At 33.1% G+C, this 23,594-nt stretch carries 17 protein-coding genes and 1 pseudogene; 16 read left to right on the top strand and 2 right to left on the bottom strand.

Going from position 1 to position 23,594, the window contains the following annotated elements; all coding sequences use genetic code 11:
- Positions 1–173 precede the first annotated feature (173 nt).
- From NNL09_RS19275 to NNL09_RS19310, 8 genes are all read left to right on the top strand, one after another.
- Positions 174–770 (top strand): hypothetical protein, encoded by a 597-nt coding sequence (locus NNL09_RS19275; protein ID WP_196926477.1) that lies wholly within the window; start codon positions 174–176, stop codon positions 768–770.
- A 423-nt stretch (positions 771–1,193) separates the two neighbouring features.
- Positions 1,194–4,175: a pitrilysin family protein gene (locus NNL09_RS19280; protein ID WP_196910237.1), complete on the top strand. Its 2,982-nt coding sequence runs from the start codon at positions 1,194–1,196 to the stop codon at positions 4,173–4,175.
- 143 nt (positions 4,176–4,318) lie between these two features.
- The gene (fabG, locus tag NNL09_RS19285; protein WP_025663711.1) at positions 4,319–5,065 is read left to right on the top strand and encodes a 3-oxoacyl-[acyl-carrier-protein] reductase; all 747 of its coding nucleotides are present in this window, start codon (positions 4,319–4,321) and stop codon (positions 5,063–5,065) included.
- Between the two features lie 165 nt (positions 5,066–5,230).
- Positions 5,231–7,261 carry a VWA domain-containing protein gene (locus tag NNL09_RS19290; RefSeq protein WP_196910236.1) on the top strand — a complete coding sequence of 677 codons (2,031 nt, stop codon included), beginning with the start codon at positions 5,231–5,233 and terminating at the stop codon, positions 7,259–7,261.
- 21 nt (positions 7,262–7,282) lie between these two features.
- Positions 7,283–8,098 (top strand): prohibitin family protein, encoded by an 816-nt coding sequence (locus NNL09_RS19295; protein WP_025663713.1) that lies wholly within the window; start codon positions 7,283–7,285, stop codon positions 8,096–8,098.
- Between the two features lie 156 nt (positions 8,099–8,254).
- Positions 8,255–9,394, top strand: a complete 1,140-nt coding sequence (locus NNL09_RS19300; protein WP_196910235.1) for a diaminopropionate ammonia-lyase — start codon at positions 8,255–8,257, stop codon at positions 9,392–9,394.
- Positions 9,395–9,416: 22 nt separating this feature from the next.
- On the top strand, positions 9,417–10,331 hold the full coding sequence (locus NNL09_RS19305; RefSeq protein ID WP_196910234.1) for a GNAT family N-acetyltransferase: 915 nt from the start codon (positions 9,417–9,419) through the stop codon (positions 10,329–10,331).
- A gap of 135 nt (positions 10,332–10,466) precedes the next feature.
- Positions 10,467–14,600, top strand: a complete 4,134-nt coding sequence (locus NNL09_RS19310) for a CUB domain-containing protein (protein ID WP_196910233.1) — start codon at positions 10,467–10,469, stop codon at positions 14,598–14,600.
- Positions 14,601–14,759: 159 nt separating this feature from the next.
- Here the strand turns inward: NNL09_RS19310 and NNL09_RS19315 are convergent, their stop codons facing one another.
- Together NNL09_RS19315 and NNL09_RS19320 are read right to left on the bottom strand one after the other, a co-directional pair.
- Entirely contained in the window at positions 14,760–15,269 is a 510-nt protein-coding gene (locus NNL09_RS19315) for a hypothetical protein (RefSeq protein ID WP_025663717.1), read from the bottom strand.
- A 13-nt stretch (positions 15,270–15,282) separates the two neighbouring features.
- A complete protein-coding gene (locus tag NNL09_RS19320; RefSeq protein WP_196910232.1) occupies positions 15,283–16,206 on the bottom strand; it encodes an OmpA family protein in 924 nt (307 codons plus the stop codon).
- A gap of 344 nt (positions 16,207–16,550) precedes the next feature.
- Here NNL09_RS19320 and hisG point away from each other — a divergent pair, with 344 nt between their 5' ends.
- The 8 genes and pseudogenes from hisG to hisF all read left to right on the top strand — a co-directional run bounded on the left by hisG (position 16,551) and on the right by hisF (position 23,525).
- Positions 16,551–17,408 (top strand): ATP phosphoribosyltransferase, encoded by an 858-nt coding sequence (gene hisG, locus NNL09_RS19325; RefSeq protein ID WP_196910231.1) that lies wholly within the window; start codon positions 16,551–16,553, stop codon positions 17,406–17,408.
- A gap of 41 nt (positions 17,409–17,449) precedes the next feature.
- A complete protein-coding gene (gene hisD / locus NNL09_RS19330; protein ID WP_025663720.1) occupies positions 17,450–18,733 on the top strand; it encodes a histidinol dehydrogenase in 1,284 nt (427 codons plus the stop codon).
- 70 nt (positions 18,734–18,803) lie between these two features.
- Positions 18,804–19,863 (top strand): annotated as a pseudogene (hisC, locus tag NNL09_RS19335) (histidinol-phosphate transaminase).
- A 147-nt stretch (positions 19,864–20,010) separates the two neighbouring features.
- Positions 20,011–21,147: a bifunctional histidinol-phosphatase/imidazoleglycerol-phosphate dehydratase HisB gene (hisB, locus tag NNL09_RS19340; protein ID WP_196910229.1), complete on the top strand. Its 1,137-nt coding sequence runs from the start codon at positions 20,011–20,013 to the stop codon at positions 21,145–21,147.
- Between the two features lie 59 nt (positions 21,148–21,206).
- Complete coding sequence (hisH, locus tag NNL09_RS19345) at positions 21,207–21,788, top strand: imidazole glycerol phosphate synthase subunit HisH (RefSeq protein ID WP_025663723.1); 582 nt, start codon at positions 21,207–21,209, stop codon at positions 21,786–21,788.
- A 111-nt stretch (positions 21,789–21,899) separates the two neighbouring features.
- Complete coding sequence (gene hisA, locus NNL09_RS19350; RefSeq protein WP_196910228.1) at positions 21,900–22,628, top strand: 1-(5-phosphoribosyl)-5-[(5-phosphoribosylamino)methylideneamino]imidazole-4-carboxamide isomerase; 729 nt, start codon at positions 21,900–21,902, stop codon at positions 22,626–22,628.
- A 4-nt stretch (positions 22,629–22,632) separates the two neighbouring features.
- The gene (locus NNL09_RS19355) at positions 22,633–22,776 is read left to right on the top strand and encodes a hypothetical protein (protein WP_160170046.1); all 144 of its coding nucleotides are present in this window, start codon (positions 22,633–22,635) and stop codon (positions 22,774–22,776) included.
- A complete protein-coding gene (hisF, locus tag NNL09_RS19360; protein WP_196910227.1) occupies positions 22,770–23,525 on the top strand; it encodes an imidazole glycerol phosphate synthase subunit HisF in 756 nt (251 codons plus the stop codon). Before NNL09_RS19355 ends, hisF begins: the two co-directional genes overlap by 7 nt.
- Positions 23,526–23,594 lie beyond the last annotated feature (69 nt).

Consider the following 23,594-nt stretch of genomic DNA (forward strand, 5'->3'; position numbering starts at 1 on the left):
TTCGAATTGTGAAAATTAATGGTTTTCATGAATTATTTATAAATAGAACTCATGCTATGAAGTGATTTAAACTTTTTGAAACCATTTAAAAAAAGTTTAAATCACTTCTATGTTAAAAATTTTGGTATAGTAAAGCAAACCGCAATAATTTTAATTTGTATTTATAGATAAATATGAAGTTTTCTTCAACTAATATATTTACTTTCTTTCTAATTACTTTTATGTTATTAAGTTGTGATAATATAAGTTATGATGGATGTGTATATATAGTATCACGAAATTCGAAAAGTAAAGAAGGGGATTTAGTTTTAAAATATAATTCTACTTCTAATAATATTTCACACATTGGTATTGCACTAAGTAAAGGTGTTGATGCATATGTATATAATGTTAGTTATGACAGTATTAATAGTTTTGGTTCTTCATTAATAAAAGAAAAATTAGATCTTTTTTGGTCTTCCCCAAATAAAGAAGATAATAGAATATGGTCATTACCAGTTAGTAAGGAAGATTTCGAAAAAGCAAAAACATACATACGCAAACTAGAAAAGGAAAAAATCTTTTTTGATTTTAACTCTAAAACAGATCTAGGGTTGTATTGCTCAGAATTCGTTCACAATGTTTTACTTTATGCTAATGATAAAAAATTTCAGGTAAAACCTATTAGTAAAAAATTAAAAGGTTATGAAAGGTTAATAACCAATGAAGAATACTTATCTTATTATCCAGCAGATTTTTTTCTTGAATATTTAAAAATAAAAGAATTGTGAATAATCTATTTAGTGTATTTAATGATTTTTCTCTTCCCTAATTACATATATCTTCAATACCAGTATTTCCTTTTTTAAAAATCCTACAATGTAATCTAATTGTACTACAGAAGCCTTTTGAAAAACTTCTCTTTTAATCTCCTATGGCCTACTTTACGATGCTTTGCCTCTTAGAGAAGAAAAGTTTGAGTACCTAAGGTTTTTTAATAAAAACCTTTCTTTTATTGAATACTTGGTTATATCTGTATCAAGGCAGTTTACTATTTATAATTTACTCTTCTTATATAATTCTATTCCTGTTAAAATATTCTTAATGTTTGTAACATTGATAATAACTACACGTATTATAGTACATTAATTATAAACTAACTCATATAATCACTCTGGTGTTATAAAGACACTATAAAATAATTAAAATAACGTATGAAATTAATTAAAACGATTTTGTTACTGCTGTCAGTCATTTGTCTTAGCAATTGTAAAAAATCATCACCAGAAACGAATGTTTCGCAAGAAATTAAAGTCGAACAACATACCGACGCAGCAGGTTTCAACTATGAAACTGTAACCAATGATCCAACAGGGTTAAGATTATATACCCTTGAGAATGGCTTAAAAGTATATTTGGCTAAAAATGAGGAAGAACCAAAAATTCAAACTTTTATAGCTGTACGAGCTGGTTCTAATTATGATCCAAAAGAAGCTACCGGGCTTGCTCATTATTTAGAGCATATGGTTTTTAAAGGTACTGATGAGATAGGTACTCAGGATTTTGAAAAAGAAAAAGTACTGCTACAGCAGATTTCTGATTTATATGAACAGCATAAAGTAGAAACAGATGCAGATAAAAAGAAAGAGATCTATAAGAAGATAGATGAAATTTCTTTCGAAGCTTCAAAGATTTCGATATCGAATGAATATGATAAAATGATAAGCTCTTTGGGAGCAGAAGGAACCAATGCACATACGTGGTTTGAAGAGACCGTATATAAAAACAAAATCCCAGCTAATGAATTAGATAAGTGGCTTACTGTAGAAAGCGAGCGATTTAGCCAGTTGGTGTTACGTTTGTTTCATACAGAGTTAGAAGCAGTTTATGAAGAATTTAATAGAGGACAAGATAATGATGGGTGGAAATCATACGCAGCAATGCTAGAAGGCTTGTTTCCCAATCATCCATATGGGCAACAAAAAACAATTGGAACCTCTGAGCACCTTAAGAACCCTTCAATGGTAGCGATACATAATTATTTTGATAAATATTATGTTCCTAATAATATGGCGATGGTATTAGTTGGAGATATTGATTTTGATCAAACCATACAAAAAGTGAACAAAGCTTTTGGCGGTTTCGAGAAAAAAGAAGTAGTTCACCCTGTATTACCAAAAGAAGACCCAATAACCAGTCCGGTTATTAAAGAAGTATTTGGACCTACTGCCGAATCTGTTTCTATAGCATTTCGTTCTGCTGCTATAGGTACAAAAGAAGAAAAATTACTCACATTAGCAGATATGTTACTGGCTAACGGTAATGCTGGTCTAATTGATTTGAATTTAAATCAGAAACAAGTCGTTCAAAATGCAGGTTGTTCACCTACATTTTTAAATGATTATGGGTACCACCAATTTTATGGATCACCAAAAGCAGAGCAAACTCTGGATGAAGTAAAAGATTTATTACTTTCTCAAATTGATAAATTAAAAAAAGGGGAGTTTGAAGATTGGATGATCTCTGCAGTGGTTAATGATTTAAAACTTAGTCAAACAAGAGAATATGAAAATAATTCTGCATTAGCCTCTGCATATTATAACGCATTTATTCATAGAGAAGATTGGAAAGATAAAGTCGAATTCTTAAATGAACTTAAAAAAGTTTCGAAGCAAGAATTAGTAGATTTTGCAAATTCTTTTTATAAGGATAATTATGTAGTGATATATAAGCGTAAAGGAGAAGATAAAAATATTACCAAGGTAGAAAACCCTGGTATTACACCAGTAGAGTTAAATAGAGATAAACAATCAGAATTTATCAAGGCATTTGCTCAGCAAGAAACACCTCCTTTAACACCCAAGTTTATTGATTATAAATCGGCAATTAAAGAAACTAAAACCGATAGCGAATTAAAAGTATCTTATATTGATAATCCTAATAATGATTTATTTAATCTTAGTATCATTTTTGATATGGGAAGAGATAATGATCGTAAGGTTTCTCTGGCAACAGGATATCTAGATTATTTAGGTACAGATAAATACTCTCCCGAAGAGTTAAAGAAAGAGTTCTATAAACTCGGAATTGATTATTATGTAAATGCAGGTTCTGATAAAACGTATGTTGGTATTTCTGGATTAAAAGAAAACCTTGATGCAGGCTTGGCTTTATTAGAACATTTATGGACTAATGCAGTTCCTAACCAGGAAACATATGCAAAATATGTAGATCAGATCGCAAAAGGACGTCAGGATGCGAAAACGCAAAAAGGAAACATTTTGTGGAATGGATTGATGAATTATGGTATGTATGGCGATAATTCTCCTTTACGTAATATTTATACAATAGGAGAGTTGCAAGCTGTTAATCCACAGGAATTGGTAGATAAAATCAAAGAACTTCGTAATTTTAAACAACGCATATTTTATTATGGTAAGGATATAGATGCTGCAATTGCATCAATAAACAAAAACCATAAAGTACAAAATGAATTGTTAGACTATCCAGAAGAAGTTAAATATGTCGAAAAAGAAACAGGAGGTAATGTCTACTTTGTTGATTATGATATGGTGCAAAGTGAAATGATATTTTTGGCAAAAGGATCAGAGTTTGATCCAGATAAAATGGCAGCTTCAAGATTGTTTAATACATACTTCGGGAGTGGATTGTCATCTATAGTATTTCAAGAAATAAGAGAGTCAAAATCACTGGCATATTCTGCGTTTTCTGCATATTCGACGGCATCAGAAAAAGGAGATTCGAATTATGTATACGCGTATATAGGTACTCAGGCAAATAAAATGCCTCAGGCAGTAGATGCAATGATGGATTTAATGACAAATATGCCAGAAGCAGAAGAACAGTTTAATGCTGCAAAAGAAGCAACATTAAAGAAAATTGCTGCCCAGCGTATAACCAAATCTAATATTTTCTGGACTTATGAAGGGTTAAAGAAAAGAGGGATCGATAATGATAATCGAGAAGAGATGTATAATACTATTAAAGATATGACTCTAGATGATCTTAAATCTTTCTTTAATGAAAATATAAAAGGAGAAACCTATAACGTACTTGTAGTAGGTAACAAAAAAGATGTAAATATGGATGCGTTATCTAAATTAGGTGTGGTTAAAGAAATGGATATTGATTATCTTTTCAACTATGAGAAGAAAAATGAAGATATAAAACTGTAAAATCAGATAAACGATTATTAATTTATAAACCCTGTGAGAAATCACAGGGTTTATTGCTGTTGACCTGTTTGTAATTCTTATATTTGAATTCACAATGCAAATTATAAATGGTTTAGATACCACAAAAATTAGAAACATAACGAATGAATCTTTTACAAGGTAAAACAGCTATTATCACTGGAGCTACTCGTGGTATTGGCAAAGGAATAGCAGAGATTTTTGCACAACAAGGAGCAAATATTGCTTTCACTTATAGTTCTTCTGTTGAAGCAGCTAAAACATTAGAAAAAGAATTAAACGGATTAGGAATAAAAGCTAAAGGATATCAAAGTAATGCAGCAAGTTACGATCAGGCACAGGAATTAGCCGCAGATGTCTTAGAAACATTTGGTAGTATTGATATTTTAGTAAATAATGCAGGTATTACTAAGGATAACCTTTTAATGCGCATGAGCGAGGAAGACTTTGATAAAGTTATCGAGGTAAACCTGAAAAGCGTATTTAATATGACAAAAGCAGTTCAAAGAACTATGCTTAAGCAACGTAAAGGAAGTATAATAAATATGAGCTCGGTGGTTGGAGTAAAAGGTAATGCTGGCCAAGCTAATTATGCAGCTTCAAAAGCAGGAATTATTGGTTTTTCAAAATCTGTTGCGCTAGAACTTGGCTCTAGAAATATTAGAAGTAATGTAGTTGCACCTGGTTTTATTGAAACCGAAATGACAGAAAAACTTGATGAAAAAGTTGTAGAAGGATGGCGTAATGCAATTCCGCTAAAACGAGGAGGTAGTCCCGAAGATATTGCAAATACATGCCTATTTCTGGCAAGTGATTTAAGCGCATATATTACTGGGCAAGTACTTAATGTGGATGGAGGAATGCTTACTTAATTTTAGAATTACGATTAACGATTTAAGAATCATTTTTTTTGAATATTTTAATATTTTTTGATGCTAAAAGTCATTAAATTTCAACTTGTATGAAAAGAGTTGCACTTAACACTCTAAAATAAATTGTTATTCGTAACTCAACCATCGTATATCGTAATTAATAGAATGCAAACACACACAATCTTATTGATCATAGCCGCTTTTATAACAGCATTAATTGTTGCATTGTTTCAATATTGGTATAAAACAAAAAACAGGAAAAAAAACATCCTGTTTTTTGCTTTTTTACGCTTCCTTAGTGTTTTTGCACTACTAGTGTTATTAATTAATCCTACTTTCAAACAGAATACTTATTATATAGAGAAACCTGCTCTGGTAGTTGCAGTGGATAATTCTTCTTCAATAAAATATCTTAAACAAGATCAGAAAGTTACTCAGTTCGCAAACCAAATTGCGGATAATGAAGAGCTTAATGAAAGATTTGATATTACTTACTACTCATTTTCTGATAAATTAAATGATTCCCTGCGCTTTTCTTTTGATCAGAAGCAGACTAATATATCAAAAGCGTTAGAAGAACTTGAGCAAATTCATAAAAATACAATTGCTCCTACAATTGTGATCACCGATGGAAATCAAACTTATGGTAAAGACTATCAATTTAGTAGCATAGGGTATAAGCAAGCGGTGTATCCGATTATTTCTGGGGACACAATTAAAGTACTGGATACCAAAATACAGCAACTCAATGTTAACCGTTATGCATACTTAAAAAATAAATTTCCTGTAGAAGTAATTCTTACATATTCTGGTAATGAGGAAATTACAACCACATTTCAGGTAAGGTCAGACAGTGGTACAGTTTTTTCTCAGCCCGTTTCTTTCTCAGGAACAAATAACTCTACAGTAGTTAATTTTACCCTGCCAGCAAATACGGTAGGTGTAAATCAATACGTTGCCGCATTGACACCTTTGGATATAGAAAAAAATACAATAAATAATTCAAAAACTTTTGCTGTCGAGGTAATTGATCAAAAAACCAATGTGTTGTTAATTAGTGACATAGTACACCCAGATCTTGGAGCTATAAAGAAAAGCGTCGAAAGTAATGAAAGGCGAAGCATAACGATTAGTAAACCTAATGAAAATAAGGAATTAAATGATTATCAGTTGGTTATATTGTATCAGCCCAATACCAGATATAGGGCGGTATATGAAAAATTAAATACCCTGAAAAAAAACTATTTTACGATTACCGGCTCAAAAACAGATTGGGTTTTTCTTAATAGGATACAAAATAAATATACCCAGGAAATTACACGACAGAATGAATATTACGTTCCTAGGTATAACAATAATTATGGAGCATTTCTTCTAGAAGATATTGGTTTTCAAGGTTACCCTCCTTTAATAGGAACTTTTGGAGAAATTAGAATGAATTCGAACCATGACCCTTTATTATATAGGACAGTAAGTAATATTGATACAGATGAAATGTTGCTTGCAACCATAGAGCAAGGAGGAATAAGAGAAGCCGTTTTGTTTGGAGAGGGAATATGGAGATGGAGGGCTCAAAGTTATTTAGATACTCAAAAATTTGAAGATTTTGATGAGTTTTTTGGTAAACTGATCCAGTATCTGGCTTCAAATAAAAGAAAGAGTAGGTTAAATACCATCTCAGAGTCATTTTATTACGGTAATGCCAGTGTTGTTATTAAAGCAGAATATTTTACCAAGAATTATGAATTTGATAGGAGAGGAAATTTAAGGATTTCGATTAAAAATAAAGAAACAGAAGCTACTCAAACTATACCTATGTTATTGAAAAATAATTCATACGAAGTTGATTTGAGTAATCTTGATGCAGGAAATTATGACTATACAGTAACTGTGTTAGGTGAAAATATAGCACGTTCTGGAAGTTTTGCAATTCTAGAATATGATGTAGAACAACAATTTCTTAATGCAGATGTAACAAAACTGAAGCAAGTAGCTACTAATACTAATGGTAAGTCATATTATTTAAACCAAAAAGATACACTTATAAAAGAATTACTAGAAGATCAAAGATATCAAACGATACAAAAAAATAAGGAAAATGTAGTATCTTTAATAGACTGGAAATATCTTTTAGCAATAGTTATTTTGTTACTTACTATAGAATGGTTTGCACGAAAATATAACGGACTTATTTAAAATTAAAAACTCAAAATTATTATGGAAAAATTACCAAAAATAGGATTGCCTATTCTAATTCTATTAGTATTAGCAATCGTCTTTATTTCAAAATCTACAGAAACTATTGGTTCAGGAGAAGCCGGTGTACTTTATAAAACATTTGGAGGCGGTGTCGTTACAGATGCCCCACCTCTGGGAGAAGGGTTTCATTTAATTGCTCCCTGGAATAAAGTAATCGTTTATGAAGTACGACAGCAAGAAGTTTTTGAAAAAATGCAGGTACTTTCTTCTAACGGATTAGAAATTAAATTAGATGCTTCTGCGTGGTTTCAGCCAGATTATGACAAATTAGGACTATTACATCAACAAAAAGGAGAAAATTATGTGGCAAGAGTTTTATTGCCAACGATACGATCGGCAGCCCGTAGTGTAGTGGGAAGGTATACACCAGAACAATTATATTCTAGTAAACGAGATGCAATCCAAAAAGAAATTTTTGAAGAAACAAAAAAGATAGTAGGTAATCAATACATTCAGCTTAATGAAGTACTGGTACGTGATGTAACGTTACCGCCTACGATCAAAGAAGCAATCGAGCGTAAACTAAAACAAGAGCAAGAAGCTTTAGAATACGAATTTAGATTAGAAAAAGCCAAAAAAGAGGCCGAAAGACAAAAAATCGATGCAGAAGGTAAAGCAGTAGCGAATCAAATTTTAAGCGCTTCATTAACAGATAAAATTCTTACAGAAAAAGGAATAGAAGCAACATTACAATTAGCTAAATCACCTAATGCTAAGGTAGTAGTTGTAGGATCAGGAAAAAACGGAATGCCAATAATTCTTGGTAATCAATAAAAAAACAAGATCGTATGATTAGGCTTACAGGCACTCTAGAGTGCCTGTCTTTTTATGAATTTAAATACGTGTAAAAACCTCTTGGTGATCATAAAACGGTAAAGAATTATTGCAGATGCTGTACTATGAAGATCGTAAGTACAAAAAATCATTCAAATGGAGATAAAAAATAAGGAGGATTCTTCGTTTTACATAAATAATCCGGATAATACATTTGTAGATAATGTAACTACTGCTATTCTGGAGAAATGTGATGATACAAAGGCATTTCATGCATCTTTACCAGGATATAAACCAACACCTTTAATTCCTTTACCTAACCTATCCAAAAAGTATAATGTTGGTAATATTTATATCAAAGATGAATCATTTCGTTTTGGTTTAAATGCATTTAAAGGGTTAGGTGCTTCGTATGCTATACATCAGATCCTTAAAAAGAAACCACAGATAGAAACTTTTTGTACCGCTACAGATGGTAATCATGGAAGAGCCGTGGCATGGTCTGCTAATTTTTTTAATAAAAAAGCAGTAGTTTTTGTTCCAAAAGGCACGACAAATCAACGTATTAAAGCTATTGAAAAGGAAGGAGCTATAGTTGAACAAGTAGATGGTAATTATGATAAAACCTGCGCCTATGCTAAAGCAGTAAGTGAAAAAAATGGATGGGAGTTAGTACAAGATACGGCCTGGGAGAATTATGAAGAAATACCAGCATATATTATGGGAGGGTATTTAACACTCTTTCAAGAAATGGAAAATAGCCTTCATCTTGCGTCGGACCCAAAAATAGATCTTGTTTTTCTACAAGCCGGAGTAGGGAGTTTTGCAGGAACAGGGATTAGATATTACTTAGAAAGGTATGGAGCAAACCGTCCTAAGATTATCATTGTAGAACCAACAGAAGCAGATGCAATTCTTGCTTCCTTTAAAAAAGGAAAAATAACTACTTCGTTAGGAAATAGTGAAACAATAATGGCGGGACTTAATTGTGGAACACCTTCTCTGGGAGCATGGGATTTAATAAAAAATGGTAGTGATGTCTCGATCAAAATTGATGATAAGTATTCTAGAGAAGCAATTCGAGAACTTTATTTCTCTAGTGGTTCGGATACAAAAATAATTTCTGGAGAATCTGGTGCTAGTGGTTTAGCAGGTTTTATTGCGATCATGAAAGAACAAGAATGCAAACCGATAAAAGAAACGCTACGTATAAATGAAACCACTAATATTCTTTTTATAAGTACCGAAGGTGCAACAGATATGGATATGTTTGATAGTATTATAAGTGAGAAATAATTAATAGAACATTAGAATACAAATGAGAAAAATATTAGAAACCGAAAGATTATCTCTTCGTGAATTTAATCTAGAAGATTCTGACTTTGTTTTAAAATTGATGAACTCTCCAAAGTGGATAGAATTTATAGGAGATAGGAATATTAAAACAAATGTTGAAGCAGAGGAATACCTAAAAAGTAACTTAATAAAAAGTTACAAAGAAAATGGGTTCGGTTTATGGGTAGTGGTATTAAAAGAAACCAGTGTTTCTATAGGAATGTGTGGATTAGTAAATAGAGAAACACTAGAGGATATTGATATTGGATTTGCAATGCTTCCAGAATATTTAGGATTTGGGTATGGGTATGAAATAGCCAATGCAACAATGAAATATGCTAAAAACACTTTACGTCTTGATAAAATTGTTGGAATTACAAACCCTAATAACATTGCTTCAATTAAATTGTTAAACAAAATAGGATTGCGTTTTGTGAAAACAATAGAATTATCAGAAAAGGATACGGTTCTATTTTTTTCTACCCCTACAAACACTAAAGAAGAAAATGAACTAAACAAACTAACAACTAGATTTTTTAGCCTGTTTACCAATGCAGAAGGGAAGACTCCTAATGTTGAAGAAATTGAGAATATCTTTATTTCTAATGGCATCATAATAAATAACACTCATGGTGTTCCAGAAATCTATGATCTTAATGAGTTTATATCCCCGAGGAAAAAAATGCTAAGCGATGGGACACTTACGGATTTCAGAGAAAGTGAAATTTTACATAGGACAGAGATATATGGTAATGTAGCACAACGATTTAGTTTTTATAAAAAATCTGGTAAATTAAACGGCGTGTATTTTGAGTCTCGAGGAATGAAAACTATTCAATTTATCAAAAAGGGACTTGATTGGAAAATGTCTTCTGTTGCTTGGAGCGATGAAAAATAAGATATCATTAGTATTGAGTGTGTTAAGGGTAAGAAAGTGATACAATATGTGTTAAATTTAACTTATTTTTATGTTAAATTAGGTAAAAAACCATAATTACACTACTTTTATACCTCAAACTCAACTAATGCTAACATGAAAAAAAGAATGACCCGCCCGGTTCTACTGGGCCTGGGATTAGTCGCCCTATCAGTACTTGTCATAAACTCTGTAAAGAAAGACAATTTAGAACAAAGTACAAATGAGACTGAAATTACCAATTTACGAAAACAACATGCTTCGTATTTAAAAAACAGCCCCTATAAAGAGACTTTAAAACTAACAAAGTCTGAGAGAAAAGCTAAAGGACTTCCACCAAATAAGTATTTTGAACAGATGTGGGAGTTAACCATAAACCCTGCAACAGGTAAAACAGAACCTGAGAAAATCTACGCAGTTCAAAAACAATTGGCAAATACATCAAAAAGAGCTCCAGGAGATGCTCAGAATAACCCTTGGGTAGAAAGAGGTCCTAATGATATTGGAGGACGTACCAGAGCTATTTTATTTGATCCCAATGATGCTAATAATAGAAGAGTTTATGCCGGTGGTGTAAGTGGTGGATTATGGGTTAATAATGATATCACATCTGCCGCTTCACAGTGGAGTCGAGTGCAGAATGTTCCTGGAAATCTTTCGGTAACCTCAATAACTGTAGATCCTAGAAACTCAAATACATGGTATGTGGGTACAGGAGAACAATATACAGCAGGAGATGTTGTGGGTAGTGGTGTGTACCGATCAACAGACGGAGGAACGACCTGGCAGGCGGTAAATATCCCACCTGCTGGAGGAGGTAATATTAATTTTAATGCTTCAAATCTTTTCCTTTCAGGAATTTATTATGTGAATGATATTGTAGCCTGGAATAATACAGCACAGAATCGTACTGAATTATTTGTTGGAGTAGGAGCACATGTATATGGAGATTCTTCTGGACCAGCAAATTGGCTAGGAATCCAGTCTGCAGGAATTTACCGATCAATAGATGGTGGAGCTAACTGGAATAGAATAGAATCTGCTAATATGCAGTATCAAAGAAATAATGTAAATTATTACTATGTACCTAATGATTTCGAAATAGGAGCAAACAACAGATTATGGGTTGGTACGATCAATTCGCCATTAGGAAATGGAGGAGGACGTGTATTTAGTTCTGATGATGGTGCAACATGGACAGAAGCAGCAGCTTCTCCTCTTAATGATTCTAATAGAGTAGAATTAGAAACATCTGAAACCAATGCTAATAAGATATATGCATTAACTCAAGGAGTTGCAAGAGATGCAAATAATAAAGTTATAGATCCTGTTCATATTTATCGTAGTTTGGATGGTTTTGCAACTGCTCCAACCGCAACAGCATTACCTAATGATGTAGATAATGGTATTCCTGCAAAAGATTTTACCAGAGGGCAAGCTTTTTATGATTTAATGATAGAATCAGACCCTAATAATGATGATATCGTATATGTCGGTGGAATTGACCTTTTTAGATCTACAAATAGTGGTAATGTATGGAGCCAGATTTCTAAATGGTCTAACAATAATAATTTAGCTGGATTAGGAGCTTCTATTGTACATGCAGATCAACATGCAATGGCATTCAGACCAGGAAATTCAAATCAAGCAATTTTTGGTAATGATGGAGGGATATTCTATGCAAATAGTTTATCTACTGCGGCTAATAATAATGTTTTTGGAGCAAGAAATAATAATTATAATGTAACACAATATGTAAAAGCGGGTATAGGTCCGAATGGAGTGGGTGATGTTAATGGGATTTTCTCTGCAGGAGCTCAGGATAACGGATCACAGGCATTTAGAAATGTAGTGCTAGGGATAAACGGATCCGAACCACTAACAGGTGGGGATGGGTTTTATACATTTGTTGATAAGGATGGTCAATATATGATAGCCACCTATGTTCGCAATGTTATTTATAGATTTAATTTACCATGGGATGGACGTAGTAGAATCCAAGGAGGAGCAACAACGCTTGTAAATGATGATTCTAAGGGAGATTTTGTAAACCAAATGGGGTATGATAGTGACGCAAATTTTCTTTTATCAAATAATACGCATAGAGTAAATAACAATACAGTTTATTCTATAAAAACGGTTGATGTAGCAAGAAATAGAAATGCAGATATTACAAATGCTTTATTAACAAGCAAACCTACTGCCTTTATAGCTTCTTCTTTTGCTAATAATACGTGGTATGTGGGTACAGCTTCCGGAGGTTTATTAAGATTAACAAATGTAGGTTTAGGAGCAGCTAATTGGGCAGAAATAAACACACCTTTTGTTGGATCTGTTTCCTCTGTTAGATTAGGTGCAACAGCAAATGATATTATGGTAACTATTCATAACTACGGAGTTACAAGTATATGGTACTCGTCTGATGCCGGAGTAAATTGGTCAAGTAAAGAAGGAGATCTTCCTGATATCCCTGTTAGAGATATTTTACAAAATCCATTAGATAGAACAGAAGTTATTGTTGGAACACAACTGGGTGTATGGGTTACTACTAATTTTGATGCAGCAAATCCAAATTGGGTTCGATCACAAAACGGAATGAGTGATGCTAGTGTAACTTCTTTCGACTATTGGGAAGTAAATGGAGATCAAAATAATAATAAAATTATTGCCTCTACCTACGGACGAGGAGTGTTTACAGGTTCATTTACAGCTAATGGTGCACAAGATAACGAAGCACCAACTGCACCAACAAACCTTATTGCCTCAAATATTACACAGACAACTATAGATTTGGCATGGACAGCGTCTAATGATAATATTGGAGTTACAGAATATGATGTATATCAAGATGGAGTTGTTATTGCAACTATAAACGCTACAAATAGAACAGTAACCGGTCTAATAGCAAATACTTCTTATACATTTAAAGTAAGAGCTAAAGATGCAGCAGGAAATGTATCTGCCGATAGTAATATAATTAATGCTACAACAAGTGCTGCTGCTTCTGACCCTTGTAATGGAGGAGCTACACTAACAGCAAACTCTGGCAATTTTGAAGATGGTAGTGGTGCCCAAAATTATGCGAATAACAGAAATTGTACATGGTTAATAAAACCAGGAAACGGAGGCACTGTAACATTAAACTTTGATAGCTATAACACAGAATCTAATTATGATTTTGTTACAGTATATGATGGAGAGAATGCTAATGCAGCGCAATTGGGTAGATTCTCTGGAGCAACAGTACCAAATCAAATGGTTTCTACAGGCAATGCAATGTTTGTTCAGTTTACATCTGATGGATCAGTTACTGCATCTGGATGGGCAGCTAGATATACTTCTACAGTTCAGGGAGTACCAACTTGTAATGATGGTATTCAAAATGGAAATGAAACCGGAATAGATTGTGGAGGAGATTGTGCACCTTGTAATGCTGTAGATCCTGGTTGCGCAAATGGTATTAGTGCTTTTCCTTATAATGAAGGGTTTGAAGCTGGTATAGGAAGCTGGACCCAAGGTGCTGGGGACGATTTTGATTGGACTCGTCAATCAGGAGGAACACGCTCAAGAGATACAGGACCATCAGGAGCACAAGAAGGTAGTTTTTATGTGTATGTTGAAACTTCTGTTCCGAACAGCCCTAATAAAACAACAATTCTTAACTCTCCATGTTTTGATTTGAACGGAGTAAACTCACCAAGTTTTGCATTTAGGTATCATATGCTAGGGAATGCAGTAGGAGAGCTTAAATTAGAAGTAAGTGGTGATGATGGAGCAAGCTGGGCATCGATCTGGAGTAAAACAGGTACTCAAGGCAATGCTTGGAATAATGCTAATGTTGATTTAAATGCTTACGTAGGAAGATCAATAAAAATGCGTTTTGTAGGTACTTCAGGAAATTCTTGGCAAGGAGATATGGCTGTCGATAATATCTCATTAACTACCTCAAATGTGGGAGCTGTAGCTGATAGATCAACAGGAGACTTAACAGATTTAGGACTTAATAACCCAGAAAGTAAAGCTTTTGATGTGAGTTTTTACCCTAATCCGGTAGAAGGCGTTATGTATATTAATGCAACTAAGACAACATCTTTGATCAATTATAAAGTAATGAATATCACTGGTCAAATTGTTAATCAGGGAGTTATTAATAATAATAGTATTGATCTACAAAACTTAACCAAAGGAGTATATATTCTGGAATTGAAGTCAGAAAAAAATAAAAGCATTAAACAATTTATAAAAAAATAATAATTTTTATAACAGTGATTTGTTTAGGAGGCTGTCTGAAAAGACAGTCTTCTTTTTTTTAATACGTTATTTTACCTCTGCTTATAATTTATAAATAAAAAAAGCCTCCATAATATACATTATGAAGGCCTTACTAAATAGTAAAATGGTTAGTGGTTACTACTTATCTTTAAGTTTCTTAGCTTGCTTTGTCCATTTATCTCTTTCAATCCTACCAGGAAAGAATTGAATAAGTGTCGTTACCGTATCAATATCTTCTGGGGTAAATTTACTAATTTGATCAAAAGTATAGATACCAATACTGTTTAATTTTTCTTCAATAAAGGGGCCAATACCGCTAATTAGCTTTAAATCATCCTTTTGAGAGGCATCTGCTTTACCAAAACTATCAAAATTTAATGTAGGCATTTCTCCACCATTAGTAACCGCAACTCCTCCGTGATCCCTCGTCTTAACTGCTTTAATTCCATTTTCGGGATTAGAAAATGTCGAATTTGCTTTTTGGTTACTTGCATTTTTAAGCATAGCATTTTCTCTTTCACATTCATCTAATGCCTTTTTATATTTTTTTTTGAGCGCTCTTCTTGATAAGAATCTTCCTAATAAAAATGCCAGGAATAATAGCAATAATAAGCACCACCAATTTGCTTCGTTTAAAAAATCTAACATAGTTGTAATATTTTTAGTTTACGGTTATTTCTATTCTTCTGTTTTTTGCTTTGTTTTCCTCATTATCATTCGGAACGATAGGATTTGATTCTCCTTTAGATAAGGCTATAATCTTATCTTTAGCTATGCCTTGTGAAATAAGATATTCTCGCACATTATTTGCTCTTTGTTGTCCAAACCAGAGATTTGCTTCTTCTTCACCAACATCATCTGTATGTCCAGTGATTATAACCGATTTATCAGGATATTTATTAATGTAATTCTTAAGCTCTAATGCATAATTAGATAAAGTAGCATCGGGTTGAAATGTTTTTTGACCAAAATTAGAATGCAACGTTCTGGTAGCTATACTTTTTTCGACTTCGACCAATCTAGCTTCATTTAATGTGCTAAAATTTAATAGTATTCCGCCGGGATATTCTCCATTATCAGAATAGGTGTAATTATTTAATTGTGTTTTGGTTACAATACGATCTGCATTAATTCCCGCTTTAACCAAGATATCTTTAATGAAGTTAGCTCTAGAAATACCTAATTGTGTACTATCACTATTTTCAGAAGAATTCTCATAACCATAAATGATAAGTTCCTGATCCTGATGTTGCCCTAAGTAATCAGCTACTTGTTGACTAAAACCTTTTAGAGAATTGGGGATAAACACATCTGCATTGGTATTGTTAATCTTTAGATTTTCAACATATCTAAATACATCTTGCCCGTGAGGTCCTTTTGCAAACAATCCAACATTTCTATTTGCTGCTGCGATGCTATCTTCATATGCTTTTTTTGCTAATGCTTCTAATTCGGGATCAGGTTTTTGTTCTACCACAGGTATACTTTCATTAGTGCTTTTTGTACACCAATCACAAGAGTAATACCACCATATTGCCAGCCAGGCAAAAAGTAAAAAAATAAGAAAAGAGGAGAAATTTTTCATGCGTTGTTGATTAGTATTGGTTTTTTAAAGTTATAAAAATGTTTATAATCAACCTATTGCAGGCTTTAAATTCTATGAATTTAATGATAGAAAAAAGATGAATCGCAAAAAAATAAGTTGAAATGCGTTTGAGTAAAAATAATTTTTTATAAATTCGCAGGGTATTTAGAAAAAACAATGAATAATATATTTGTACATCATCATCATTCTTACATTTTCGCTCAGGCGTGGTAGGTATGGTATGTGTATAACACAATAATATGAAAACCCGTTTGAGTAATTCAAACGGGTTTTTTGTTTCTGCAAAACTCGTTTTTGAATTGCTCAAGCACAACAACAAAAAAATGTCAAAAATTAAAATTGCAATTCAAAAAAGCGGGCGCCTTAATGAAGATTCAGTAAAAATATTGAAAGACTGCGGTATTTCGATTGATAATGGTAAAGATCAACTAAAAGCCCAAACCCGTAATTTTCCTATGGAAGTTATGTTTTTACGAAATGGAGATATACCTCAATATCTTAGGGATGGTATCGTTGATATCGCTATTATAGGAGAAAATGTACTTATAGAAAAGGGAAAAGATATTTCGATTACAGAACGACTTAATTTTTCAAAATGTAAGGTTTCTCTAGCAGTCCCAAAAGATTTTGAGTACAATTCGATTAAAGATCTTGACGGAAAAAGAATTGCTACATCTTATCCCAACACAGTTAATGAATACCTAGAAAAACAAGGAATCTCGGCAGAATTACACCAAATATCTGGATCGGTAGAGATTGCACCCAATATTGGTTTGGCAGATGCAATTTGTGATATTGTATCTAGCGGTAGTACATTGTTTAAAAATAACCTTAAAGAAGTAGAGGTTATGCTTACTTCTGAGGCTGTACTTGCAGTATCTCCAAAAATATCGGACGATAATAAAAGACTTCTTAAAAAATTAGAATTTAGAATCAAAGCCGTTTTGAAAGCCAGGAATTCTAAATATGTCCTGCTTAATGCTCCTAATCATAAAATTGAAGATATTGTTAAAATACTACCTGGTATGCGAAGCCCTACAGTATTGCCACTGGCAGAAGAAGGTTGGAGTTCTATTCATACTGTTGTAGAAAAAAACAAATTTTGGGATATTCTTGATGAGTTAAAAGCAGAAGGAGCAGAAGGGATTTTGGTTTGTCCAATAGAAAAGATGGTTTTATAAATAATTTAATGTGTTTCTGTGAAAGCAGAAATGAAGAAGAGATGCAAAAAATATACAATCCAAATAAAAATAATTGGCCAGAGATATTAAAAAGACCAACCCAAACTGTAGCTGATATTGAAGAAAAAGTGTTGACTGTTTTTAATGAAGTCAAAACAGAGGGTGATCTGGCGGTACAACGATATACTAAGAAATTTGATAAAGTAGATCTTGATGCAATTCTTGTAGATTCTAAAGAAATAGAAGAAGCAAAGAAACAGGTAGATCAGGATTTAAAAGATGCAATACAATTAGCTAAATCTAATATTGAAAGGTTTCATGCGGCACAAAAAACAAATAAAGTTTCTGTCGAAACAACAATCGGAGTGAAATGCTGGCAGGAGAAAAGACCAATTCAAAAGGTAGGATTATATATCCCAGGAGGAACAGCTCCTTTGTTTTCTACAATTTTGATGTTAACCGTTCCTGCTAATCTTGCAGGATGCAAAGAAATCGTATTATGCTCCCCCCCGAATGAGGAAGGAAAAATTCACCCTGCTATTTTGTATGCTGCTAATCTTTGCGGGGTAACAAAAATCTGTAAAGTAGGAGGAATTCAAGCTATTGCAGGAATGACTTTTGGAACAGAAACTATTCCGTCTGTATACAAAATATTTGGTCCGGGAAATCAATTTGTAACGGTGGCAAAACAGCTGGCAACGAAGTTTGGAGTCGCTATTGATATGCCAGCAGGACCAAGTGAATTGCTTGTGGTTGCAGATGATACTGCCAATGCATCCTTTATTGCTTCTGATTTGTTAAGCCAGGCAGAACACGGTAAAGATAGCCAGGTGATTTTGGTATCCACCTCCAAAGAAATGATGACTAAAGTAGAAGAAGAAGTTATCAAACAATTAGCGGTTTTACCAAGAAAAGAAATTGCAGAAGGGGCTATATCCAATTCAAAATTAATTTGTGTTGAAGATGATCGGCAAGCTATACAATTAATCAATGAGTATGGCCCGGAGCATTTTATAATATGTACAAAAAATGAAGATTTTTTTATTGATAATATAACCAATGCAGGCTCTGTGTTTATCGGTAATTATACTCCAGAAAGTGCAGGTGATTATGCTTCGGGAACTAATCATACGTTACCAACTAATGGATATGCAAAGCAATATAGCGGTGTAAACCTGGATAGTTTTATGAAGTCAATGACATTTCAGAAAATATCAAAACAAGGTATCCAGAACATAGGTAGAGCAATTGAACTTATGGCAGAAGCAGAAGGTTTACAAGCGCATAAGAATGCAGTAACATTACGATTAGAGAGCTTGAAATAGTTGTTAATTAATAGGTACAAGTAGCTAGTTAATCATTAATGAGAGTTTAACCAACAGCAATAAACTAAAAATGAGCAAAATACAATTCAACATAAAACAATTAGTTCGTAAGAACATACAATACCTAAAACCGTATAGTTCGGCCAGAGACGAGTTTACAGATTTTGATCAGGATATGGTTTTTTTTGGATGCCAATGAAAATCCTTATGAAAATGGAGTCAATCGATATCCTGATCCGCAACAGAAAAGTTTAAAAAAGATAATAGCAAATCAAAGAAAAGTTTCAGAAACAAATCTACTTCTTGGTAATGGTAGCGATGAAGTATTAGATCTAATATTTAGAGCGTTTTGCGAACCTGGTATCGACAATATTATTACAATGCCTCCTACATATGGGATGTATAAAGTATTGGCAAACATCAATAATATAGAAGAACAGCAAGTATGTTTAAGAGAGGATTTTCAACCAAACGTCGAAGCGATACTCGCTACAGCGAATAATTATTCTAAATTACTTTTTATTTGTTCTCCTAATAACCCTTCAGGAAATTTGATTGAACAAAAAAGAATAGAAGAACTTCTTGAGGGTTTTAGAGGATTGGTAATTATTGATGAAGCCTATATCGATTTTACTGATAGAGAAAGTTGGGTAGGGAGTATAGATAAATATCCAAACCTTATAGTAACGCAGACGTTATCCAAAGCGTATGGTTTGGCAGGTATACGATTAGGGGTTTGTTATGCTTCTGATAAAATAATAGCTGTTCTAAATAAAATAAAACCACCTTATAATGTGAACGAATTAACACAACAGCGAGCTTTGCAACGTGTTATCGAAGAAGATCAAATTCTAGCTGAAATATCAGCCATAATAGAAGGACGTACCCTTTTGGAAGAAGCTTTATCTACCATAAATTTTGTAGAGGAAATATTTAAAAGTGATGCCAACTTTATTTTGGTAAGAGTAGATGATGCCAATAAGCGATACGATCAGTTAATTAAAGAAGGTATTGTGGTTCGCAACAGAAGTACACAACCTTTATGCAAAAATACACTTCGGTTTACAGTAGGTACTAAAGAAGAAAATGAAAAACTAATACGGGTACTTACTTCAATTTCGAAATCGTAAACCCATTTCATAAATTTTTTAAATAAAAGTAAAATTAGAGACAATATTACAGTATGAAATAAGCCTTAACAATTAAGTTGATATCCAGCTGAAATGATTTTATGGCGATTCCATCTGACCATTAAAAAACAATAAATATATAAACAGATGAAAAAGAAAGTATTATTTATAGATCGTGATGGTACGATTATCAAAGAAACTGCAGATGAGCAGATAGACGCATTTGAGAAGATGATATTCTATCCAAAGGCATTTACATATTTAGGTAAAATTGCTCAGGAATTAAACTATGAATTGGTAATGATTACCAATCAAGATGGCTTGGGTACCGATGTATTTCCTGAAGATACATTTTGGCCTGTGCATAATTTTATTATGAAATCTTTTGAAAATGAAGGAGTCGTATTTGATAAAGTATTTCTTGATAGAACTTTTCCTCATGAAAATGCAAATACCAGAAAACCAGGAACAGGCTTGTTAACCGAATATTTTTCTGAAGAATATGATTTGATAAATTCTTTTGTGATCGGTGATCGTTTAACCGATATGGAATTGGCTAAAAATCTGGGAGCAAAAGGAATTTTTATTAATGATAATACCAATCTGGGAACAGGAGAAATTACAATAAAAAGGGAAGAGTTAAACAATCATATTGCTCTAGAGAGCAATGATTGGCAAAAAATATATGAATTTCTTAAACTAAAAGATCGTGTTGCAGAAATTTCAAGAAAAACCAATGAGACCGATATTTATATCAAACTAAATCTCGATGGTATTGGCAAAAGTAATATTAGTACGGGATTAGATTTTTTTGATCATATGCTAGACCAAATTGCTCGTCATGGTCAAATGGATTTAGATATCAAGGTAAAAGGAGATTTAGAAGTCGATGAACACCACACTATTGAGGATACTGCAATAGCATTAGGAGAAGTATTTAGTAAGGCTCTGGGGGATAAATTGGGAATCGAACGTTATGGCTTTTGTCTACCAATGGATGATTGCTTGGCACAGGTAGCTATTGATTTTGGGGGACGTAATTGGTTGGTATGGGAAGCAGAATTTAATCGCGAAATGATTGGTAAAATGCCAACAGAAATGTTTTTCCACTTTTTTAAATCATTTACCGATGGGGCTAAAGCAAATCTTAATGTAAAAGCAGAAGGCACCAACGAGCATCATAAAATTGAAGCAATTTTTAAAGCTTTTGCAAAAGCTATTAAAGTTGCAGTACAACGTGATCCTGGTAAAATGATTTTGCCCAGTACCAAAGGAGTACTATAATTAGTTACGAATTAAGATTGAAGAATTGTAAATCTGAAATCATAAATCTGAAATATAAAGTGAAAATTGTAATTATCAATTACGGAGCAGGAAATATCCAATCTATAAAATTTGCAATACAAAGACTGGGATACGAAGCGATATTAAGTAATGATCCCGAAGAAATCAAAGCAGCAGATAAAATTATCTTTCCTGGAGTAGGCGAGGCAAGTAGTGCAATGCATAAGCTTAGAGATTCTGGATTAGATCACTTGATCCCAGAATTAAAACAACCGGTTTTAGGAATTTGCCTGGGGATGCAATTAATGTGTAACTATACCGAAGAAGGAAATACCAAGGGGTTAGGAATTTTCGATGTTGATGTTATACGATTCGATAATCAGGTAAAAGTACCACAGATAGGCTGGAACCAGATAGAATCTCTTGATTCACCTTTGTTTGAAGGGATCTTAGAAAAAGAGCATATCTATTTAGTACACAGTTACTACGCACCAGTTACCAAAAATACAGTGGCAAAGACTCGTTATGGAGTTGCCTACAGTACAGCTCTGCAAAAAGGTAATTTCTACGGAACCCAGTTTCACCCAGAGAAAAGTAGCGTTGTCGGTGAGAAGATATTAAAGAATTTTTTGAAACTATAAAAATAAAGTAATAAGTACAAAGTGTTAAGTTATAGTATGAACAAATTTGAGAATTTAAATGTTTGGAAGAAATCTTATAGCATAATACTTAAGACATAATACCGTAAAACTATGAGAATAATACCAGCTATAGATATTATCGACGGAAAATGTGTTCGTCTTTCGAAAGGAGATTATAACACAAAAAAGATATATAATGAAAACCCATTAGAAGTAGCTAAGGAATTTGAAGCCCATGGAATCGAATATTTACATTTAGTGGATTTAGACGGAGCAAAATCTAAACATATAGTCAATCATAGAGTACTAGAGCAAATCGCATCAAGGACAAGCTTGAAAATTGATTTTGGAGGAGGTCTTAAGACCGATGATGACCTTAGAATCGCTTTTGAAAGTGGAGCAAATCAAATTACAGGAGGAAGTATTGCCGTAAAAGATCCCGAAATTTTTACATCGTGGTTACAAAAGTATGGAACAGATAAGATCATTTTAGGAGCTGATGCGCATCATGAAAAAATTGCAGTAAGTGGATGGTTAGAAGAAAGTAACAAAGAATTAATTCCGTTTGTTCAGGAGTATCAGAAAGAAGGAATAACTTATGTGATTTGTACCGATATTAGTAAAGACGGGATGCTACAAGGACCTTCATTTGAGCTGTATCAAAGGATTTTAAACCAAACAGACAATCTTAAGTTAATAGCATCAGGAGGAATCTCTACCTTTGATGAATTGCCAAAACTAGCAGAAATTGGTTGTGAAGGAACTATTATTGGAAAAGCGATTTATGAACATAAAATAAGCTTGAAACAATTAGAAGAATATATCCTGTTAAAAGCATAAAAAAATGGATCAAAAGCTTGCTGTTTCTTCTGAAAATAAATCTGCAGAAAAGCAACTTTTTGAAAAACTGAAGTCTATAGTACATAAAGCTCAAGAAGTAATTAGAGATCGCACTGTAAAAGAACTGAGTAAAAAAGAATTATGTTAACAAAGAGAATTATACCATGTTTAGATATCAAAAATGGGCGTACCGTAAAAGGAGTCAATTTTGTAGATCTACGAGATGCAGGCGACCCTGTAGAACTTGCTGATGCGTATTCAAAAGCAGGTGCCGATGAATTAGTGTTTTTGGATATTTCTGCAACAGAAGAACGTCGTAAAACATTAGCAGAATTAGTGCTTAAAGTAGCAGAAAAAGTAAATATCCCTTTTACTGTAGGAGGAGGAATTTCATCTATTGAAGATGTAGATGTTTTATTGCAAAATGGAGCCGATAAAGTATCTATAAATTCATCTGCGGTAAAGAACCCACAACTAGTTAATGATCTGGCAGGAAAATTTGGATCACAATGTATTACTGTAGCTATAGATGCAAAACAAATCGATGATAAATGGATAGTACATTTAGTAGGAGGCAAAGTGCCTACAGAGTTGGATTTGTTTGATTGGGCAAAAGAAGTAGAAAAACGAGGTGCTGGAGAGATATTGTTTACATCTATGGATCATGATGGTACCAAAGACGGGTTTGCAAATGAGGCATTGTCTATACTATCAGAAGAACTAAATATCCCTATAATTGCTTCTGGTGGAGCAGGAAATGTTCAACATTTTGTAGATACGTTTAAAGAAGGTAAGGCAGATGCAGCACTAGCAGCAAGTGTTTTTCACTTTAAAGAAATAGAAATTAAAGATTTAAAAAAGAAGTTACAGGATAATAAAATCCCTGTGCGATTATAAAAAAGAATCTTCGATAGGTAAAAACAAATGATATAAATTTTGATATCGTATAAAACTTCTCGAAGTGTA

Source organism: Aquimarina sp. EL_43, from assembly GCF_943422735.1.
Classification (GTDB): domain Bacteria; phylum Bacteroidota; class Bacteroidia; order Flavobacteriales; family Flavobacteriaceae; genus Aquimarina; species Aquimarina megaterium.